The following is a 6415-nucleotide window of genomic DNA, read 5'->3' on the forward strand; positions in this document are numbered from 1 at the left end:
ATACCGCGTCATGGTCGGGCGCATGTTTGCGAAGAGCCGACCTAAAAACGTGCTCACGACTCATTTTGTTTGTCGCCGACCCGCAGAAGATGCAGGTCTTCCGATTACTTGTCATTATTTCCCCTATTAAAGCGCGATCATGCCCTGGTGTTCCCTGATGTCTTAGTAGGCTAAACGTATAGGCTGAGCTTGCTGGCGGAGGACGAGCCAGTTTCGCCGGGAATGGTCCGGGAGTACTCCGGATGGATCACCTGCCCTATGGGCTCAAATCTCCATTTCAGCCCTTGCTGCAGAATCAATGGCCCGGCCCTTCTGACGAACGGCTTGGGCATTCTGCGTGGGGCGTCCTAGCCGGGCAGGAAACCCGGGAACCTGGTGCCCCACCGGATGGGACGCAGCTTCTCGGGACAGCGCCGATACTCCTGGATGTCCCATTCGGAGTCCGTGACGCGGCGGATGTTGCCTGCAGGGATCCACGCCCAGTGCGAATGGCCCCCGTCGTCCGCCCAGGACACGAGGACATATGGCGGGTTCCAGCGTTCGGCAACGGGGTAGACATCCACCATTGCGCCGCCAGCCAGCGGGACGCTGGCCATTACCTTGGGGTAGTTCCCGTACTCCCACGAGCGGGTATCCTCTGCGGGGCGCCCGGGATCCGGACTGAGGTACTCGTAGCTTTCCCCGCCGAGGGTGAACGATGCCATGAGGTGGCATTCAGTTCATGGGATAGAAGAAGTGGGGGTGCGATGTTCGCCCACGACCGACGGCTTGCGCGGCCCTTATTCGATGTGATTCGTAATCATCCGAGATCTCGTCCACTGCGATCAGCAACGCGATCGTTAGGACGAGTGCCCTATGTTCGTGTTGTTATCCTGACCGTGCAGGGCTCGGTTGCGGATCTTGTAAAGCGCGGTGTAACCACGATTCTTCTCTGACCAGGGCACATCTTCGACGTCAGCTAGTCTCTCCAGGATTGCTGAGAGTCGCTGCGCGAGGACCGGAGACTCGCTCGTCCTCACAAAAAGATACAGAGCGTCGGCCAAACTGCTTAGCCGGTTAGTGGGTCCGTACTTGCGATTGAGGCCCGTGAATGGACGGATGTTTGTTCCATCGGCTCGTACGTAGTGCGAACAGCGCTCTTTGATTAGGCCCTCAAGATACGGGAACGCGACAAAAGTAATCGACTCCGTGGCCAGCCTGCTAGCCGTAGTCGCGCGAGACAGAGCTTCTAAAGCTTGCAGGTCTCCGGCTCCAAATTCAGGTACAACTAGAGGTACTCCGTGGTCGTGTATGGCCAATTTTACGGCCAAACCGCCAATCTTCGCCGGACCCTCAAGCATGGCATGTTTGTTGTGCAACCCTTCGGGACCGAACAAGAGTTCCCCCGCCCAGGCCCAAGTTTCGTAGTGCCTTCTAGTGATGATGATGCTGTACCTGGGAGACAGGAGTGTGCCCACTAGCTCGAACAGTTGTTTCCTTCAGCCCTTGGCTGGATGTCTTTGACGTAGCCTACGGGCGGCCTACGACAGTCACCCACGGCTCGTCGGAAGTGTTATCTGGAGTGTTGTCCACGAGTTCACGGTTCAGTCAATTTGGCCTGTTAGACCGGATGCCAGCACATGAGTTCGTTTCCAAGGAGCCGCCATGCCCTGGTCCGTTCAACGAGTGATCCAGCACGAAGGGGAGGAATCCTGGACCGTCATCGACCCCTCGTACGACGTTGTGGCTCCAGTGGACCGGTTCCTTGCTCATTTGGAAGCTGTGGACCGGTCGCCCGGGACGGTCAGGTCTTATGCCTTCGATCTGCGGGATTTCTTCACGTTTCTCGAGCAGGCCCAGGTGCGGTGGCAGGACGTGCAGTTGGAGGACTTTGCCCGCTTTGCCAACTGGCTGCGGCTCGCTCCCGCCGAGCGATCGGGACAACTGCGGCGCCTGACGGGCCGGGCGGACCATTGTTCGGCGACGACGATCAACCGCAAGTTATCTGCGGTCGGATCGTTCTACCAGTTTCATCAGCAACACGGGGCGAGTTTCGAATTCTTGCCGCTGTCGCGCCGGCGTGGCCGCGGCGGATCGTGGAAGCCGTTGCTTGCCCATCTTGGCGGTTCGGCCCGGCCGGGGAAGGAGCTGAAGCGGAGGGCGTCGGCCCGGATACCGCGGACGCTCAGCCCGGGTCAGGTTTCGGTGGTCATGGAGGCGTGCGACCATCAACGGGATCGATTACTTTTCGCCCTGCTGGCTGGATCCGGGATGAGGATCGGCGAAGCACTTGGACTCCGGCATGAGGACATTGACGCCGCTGAGTGCATCGTCAGGGTGCGGGCCCGGCGGAACGCCAACAACGCCAGGGCGAAGACTGGCGACCGTGACATTCCAGTCCAGCCCGGTCTGGTGCGGATGTTCGCAGATTACCTGTTCGACGAATACGGGACGCTGGATTGCGACTATGTCTTCGTGAATCTTTGGGCGGAGCCCGTGGGCCGTCCGATGACTTATCAGGCGGTCCTTGATCTGGTCGCCCGGCTGCGGGCCCGTACGGGGTTTCACTTCACACCGCACCAGTTCCGCCACACGTATGCCACGGACCTGCTTCGCCGGAACGTCCCGTCCGAGGTGGTCCAGAAACTCTTGGGCCACTCGTCGGTCGCGACCACGATCGACACCTATTCCCACCTTGAGATCCGGCACGTGCGGAAGGCGCTGGCATCGGCGGGCTGGCTGCCTGACAGGCCGGAGGCCGACGGTAATACTTTGGGTCCGAGCCAAAGGGGGACGGCTGATGACCGGGCGTGAAGTCAGGGGCGGTTCCACGGGCCCGGGCGACGCCCTGCCTCGGATGCGCCTTGCGCTTTCGCCACGGTTTGATGCCGCTGTGATTGTGCTCGATGACACTGAGCTGGCGGGAAACCTGTTCCCGCTCTGCAGCATTGGCGGGTGCGCCCGGTTCCTCAGTGCCAAGCAGTTGTGTCAAACGCACCTCTACCGGTGGAACAAACTCGGCCAACCCGGTCTCGACGAATTCCGGGCCCAGTCCGGGCCAGCAACAAGGCCTGAAAGGTTGGATCTGGGCGGCTTGCCGGAAAGGCTCCGCATCGAGCTGGCCTTGGCGATCCAGCTCCTGGCTTCCAGCCCGAGGGATCGGCAACGGTTCCGGTTGCAGGACCTCCGCGGCCTGCTCGGCAGGCTGAGACAACGGGAAGCAGGGTCGTTACTGATCGATTCCGGCGATCAAATCACCGAGCTTCAGGATGCTTCTTCGGCGGTGCGGCGGGCGTATGCGGCTCTTTCCTCGGCTCTGGAACAGTTTCTGGAACCGCCCAATGCGTCCTCTGAGTTCGAGCGCGATGTCTGGCGGCTGGAGGTCATGGGGTTCAGGGGCAGGACCGGCCAGCAGGGCAGGTTGCGGTTCAGCACCATGCCGCAGCCGTGGCTGAGGCTGCTCGCGAAGCGGTTCATGCGCTGGCGGATCTCCACCGGGACGAGTTATTCCCAGCTCAACCGGGATATGACTGCCTTGCAGCGGCTGGCGGACGCTTTCACCGAACATGCCGGTGCCAGCGGCGCGGTGCAGGACTTCACCAGGGAAAGCATCGAGGTCTACCTCAACCTGTTGCTTCAACTCCGCCTCAGTCCCGCCAGCCGCAGCTACTCCCTGAGCTCGACTGCCTTGTTCCTGCGGGCGGTCCGCGAAAACAACTGGGAACCAGCGCTGCCGCCATCTGTCGGGATTCGAATGGGAGACCATCCGCGCCGCCCGGCGGCACTGCCTCGGGCACTTCCGGAGTTCGTCATGGCCCAAATCGAGGACACCAAGGGGCTCGAGCAGTTGGAGCAGCCGCACCGGCTCATGATGCAGATACTCATCCGCACAGGGCTACGCCTTTCCGATACATACCGCCTGGAAATCGACTGCCTCCTCAACGACAACCAGAACGCCCCCTACCTGCGCTACTTCAACCACAAGATGTCCCGCGAGGCGACCTTGCCGATCGACGACGAACTCGCTGCCGCGATCGCCCAGCAGACAAGCGCCGTCCGAGCCGTCATGCCGGAAGCTCGTTACCTTGCCCCCGCCCCACACTCCCGAACCGGCGACCGGCCGTGGAACCCCGGAACCGCCGCCGGCCTCATCCAGGTCTGGCAGACGACGATCGGGCTCCATGATGAACAGGGCCGCCCGTTCCGCTTCACAGCCCACCAGCTTCGCCACACCTACGCCACACGGCTCATCAACGCCGATGTCCCGCAGGAAGTGGTCCGCCGTTTGCTGGACCATGAATCCCACGAGATGACCGCCCGCTACGCGCGGCTCAAGGACGAGACCGTCCGCCGGCACTGGGAACAAGCCCGGAAGATCAACATCCACGGCGAAACCGTCAGCGCCGGGCAGGATGACGCGATCAATGACGCGGCCTGGATGAAAGAAAACCTGGGGCGGGTCACCATGGCCCTGCCCAACGGGTACTGCGGACTGCCGCTACAGCAGGCCTGCCCCCACGCCAACGCATGCCTGACCTGCCCGGTTTTCGTCACCACCCCGGACTTCCTGTCCGAGCACTTGAACCATCTACGCTCGACGAATCGACTCATCGCCCACGCCGAGGCGGCAGGGCAAACGCGGGTCGTCGAAATGAACCGACACGTCGCGGCCAACCTGGAAAGCATCATCGGCACTATCCAAAGCACCGGGGACGGGAGCAGTAACGATGCGAACTGACAACACCCACCACCTCCTGGCCGCTGCACGCCAACGATCAGACAAGGCGCGTCAACAAGTGGAGGAGGCGCTCAAGCAACTGGACCAAACCACGCACGCCGCAACCGTTAGCGAGCTCGCCCGGACAGCGGGCGTGTCACGCTCCTGGCTTTACACCCAGCCGCACCTGTTGGAGCAGCTACAGCAGCGGACCCGACCGGGCAGAAAATCCCCAACCGCGTCGTCTGTTCGGGCGTCCGAGGCATCCATGCACCGACGGCTTCAGCTTGCCCACCAACGCATCCGGCAGCTCACGGACGAGAACCGCCGTCTGCAGGATCGGCTGGCACGGGCGCATGGAGCGCTGCGCGAGGCCCGGCGTTGACGTCGCAGTAGTCCCCGCGTCTCCGTGCACTTGATCGTGCACAGTCCTGGCCTGTGAATCGCAGCGGTTTTTGGCGTCGTTCTATCTGCGGGTGTCCGGGTCGTCGCACCGCCGGCAAGGATTATCGTCGCGGCTCTGGCGCAGGGCATGCGACTTCCTGAGCTTGAGGGTTACCCGATTGTCACCGAGCGAACTCGCAAGCGAACTTTCTCAGCGCAGCGGATCAGTACTGGGAGCGGTATCGCCAGAGGTGGGGTAAGTGAAGGTCCGGCCCGAAGGCGTCCACGATTTCCTTGAGCGTCTCGGGGCCTCGGCTGTTGCTGAAGACCACGTCGTGACCGGCCTTTACTGAGTCACCGGCTATGGCGCGGGAGAGCGTTCCCGCACCTATCATTCCGAACTTCATGGGCTTGTTCCTTCGCTGGTTGGGGCTGCCGGCCCACCGCCATCCGTGCGTGCCGGGGGCGGTGAGTCGGCATATGAGCGTGTGGTCCGTGTCGCAGAAGGCCGGGGGCCTGGCCGGGAGCCCGCCATGTGAGCGGTTGCGTCACTCGCCGACTGTGCGGCATCGGGTCGAGGAGTGGGGCGTGCGGGGACTCGATCTTAGAGATCGAGTCCCCGCACCGGTCGCCGGATTGGTCGATCTGGTCCCGCGGGCCCGGTTACTCCGTTGTTGTCTCGGCCGATCCGGATCGGGAGCGGCGTTTGACGTGCGTTCAGCCGAGAAATTTAATGCTGAGGGAGAAGTTCTTCTGCCGCTGGGCCTGACCGAGAAGCAGCAGACCCGTTCCTTCCAGCCAGTGCGCGGTCTTCAGGTTACCGGTGTCCAGCGGGCGCAGTCCGAGGCTCTCGACGAACGAGGACACGGACGCCTTGGCGTTGGCGTCGTCACCGGCGATGAGCACATCGAGCGGGCGGCCCTCGACCTCACCGGACGCGAGGACGCCGCCGAAGAGCGTGTTGAACGCCTTGACGACATGCGCGCCCGCAGGGGCGGCCTTGGCGATCTCCTGTGCGGCGGAGCTGTCCTCGGGAGTGACGAGCGCGGTGAACGTGGTGAGATCGAAGGGGTTCGTGATGTCGACGATGACCTTGCCGGTCAGCGCGTCCCCGTACTGGCCGACAATGGACGAGGCGCTGGCGTACGGCACAGCCAGGATGACGATGTCACCGGTGAGCGCGACGCTTGCGATCGTCCCTGCTGTGGCGTTGCCGCCGAGTTCCCCGGCCAGGGCGGCGGCCTTGGTACCGTCACGGCCGACGACCTGGACGCTGTGGCCGGCAGCGACCGCCCGGGTGCCGAGAATTCGGGCCATGGTTCCGAGACCGATGAT

The 6415-nt window shown here is 62.9% G+C and carries 6 protein-coding genes; 3 read left to right on the forward strand and 3 right to left on the reverse strand.

All coding sequences use genetic code 11. The features are described 5' to 3' along the window. Positions 1-347 precede the first annotated feature (347 nt). Positions 348-704, reverse strand: coding sequence for a hypothetical protein (locus tag BLR03_RS14065; protein WP_091253569.1), 357 nt, complete (start codon positions 702-704; stop codon positions 348-350). Positions 705-1644: 940 nt separating this feature from the next. Here BLR03_RS14065 and BLR03_RS14075 point away from each other — a divergent pair. The 3 genes from BLR03_RS14075 to BLR03_RS25335 are packed head-to-tail and all read left to right on the forward strand — an operon-like array spanning position 1645 to position 5081. After that, entirely contained in the window at positions 1645-2793 is a 1149-nt protein-coding gene (locus tag BLR03_RS14075) for a site-specific integrase (protein ID WP_091253575.1), read from the forward strand. Beyond that, complete coding sequence (locus tag BLR03_RS14080; protein ID WP_091253578.1) at positions 2780-4717, forward strand: tyrosine-type recombinase/integrase; 1938 nt, start codon at positions 2780-2782, stop codon at positions 4715-4717. The genes BLR03_RS14075 and BLR03_RS14080 overlap by 14 nt, the downstream gene beginning before the upstream one ends. Next, entirely contained in the window at positions 4707-5081 is a 375-nt protein-coding gene (locus BLR03_RS25335; RefSeq protein WP_146072352.1) for a DUF6262 family protein, read from the forward strand. The genes BLR03_RS14080 and BLR03_RS25335 overlap by 11 nt, the downstream gene beginning before the upstream one ends. Positions 5082-5304: 223 nt before the next feature. On the opposite strand, the gene BLR03_RS14090 is transcribed toward BLR03_RS25335, so the two are convergent. Together BLR03_RS14090 and BLR03_RS14095 are read right to left on the reverse strand one after the other, a co-directional pair. Beyond that, positions 5305-5487 (reverse strand): NAD(P)-binding domain-containing protein, encoded by a 183-nt coding sequence (locus BLR03_RS14090; protein ID WP_217639793.1) that lies wholly within the window; start codon positions 5485-5487, stop codon positions 5305-5307. A gap of 310 nt (positions 5488-5797) precedes the next feature. Further along, a partial coding sequence (locus tag BLR03_RS14095; protein WP_217639794.1) for an NADPH-dependent F420 reductase occupies positions 5798-6415 on the reverse strand: 618 nt, incomplete at its 5' end.

Origin of the sequence: Arthrobacter sp. ok909 (assembly GCF_900104405.1) — a bacterium.
GTDB classification, from domain to species: Bacteria; Actinomycetota; Actinomycetes; order Actinomycetales; family Micrococcaceae; genus Arthrobacter; species Arthrobacter humicola.

Coding starts and splice junctions, on each gene's coding strand:
- BLR03_RS14065 (WP_091253569.1), bottom strand. CDS start 704: ATGGCATCGTTCACCCTCGGCGGGGAAAGCTACGAGTACCTCAGTCCG.
- BLR03_RS14090 (WP_217639793.1), bottom strand. CDS start 5,487: ATGAAGTTCGGAATGATAGGTGCGGGAACGCTCTCCCGCGCCATAGCC.
- BLR03_RS25335 (WP_146072352.1), top strand. CDS start 4,707: ATGCGAACTGACAACACCCACCACCTCCTGGCCGCTGCACGCCAACGA.
- BLR03_RS14075 (WP_091253575.1), top strand. CDS start 1,645: ATGCCCTGGTCCGTTCAACGAGTGATCCAGCACGAAGGGGAGGAATCC.
- BLR03_RS14080 (WP_091253578.1), top strand. CDS start 2,780: ATGACCGGGCGTGAAGTCAGGGGCGGTTCCACGGGCCCGGGCGACGCC.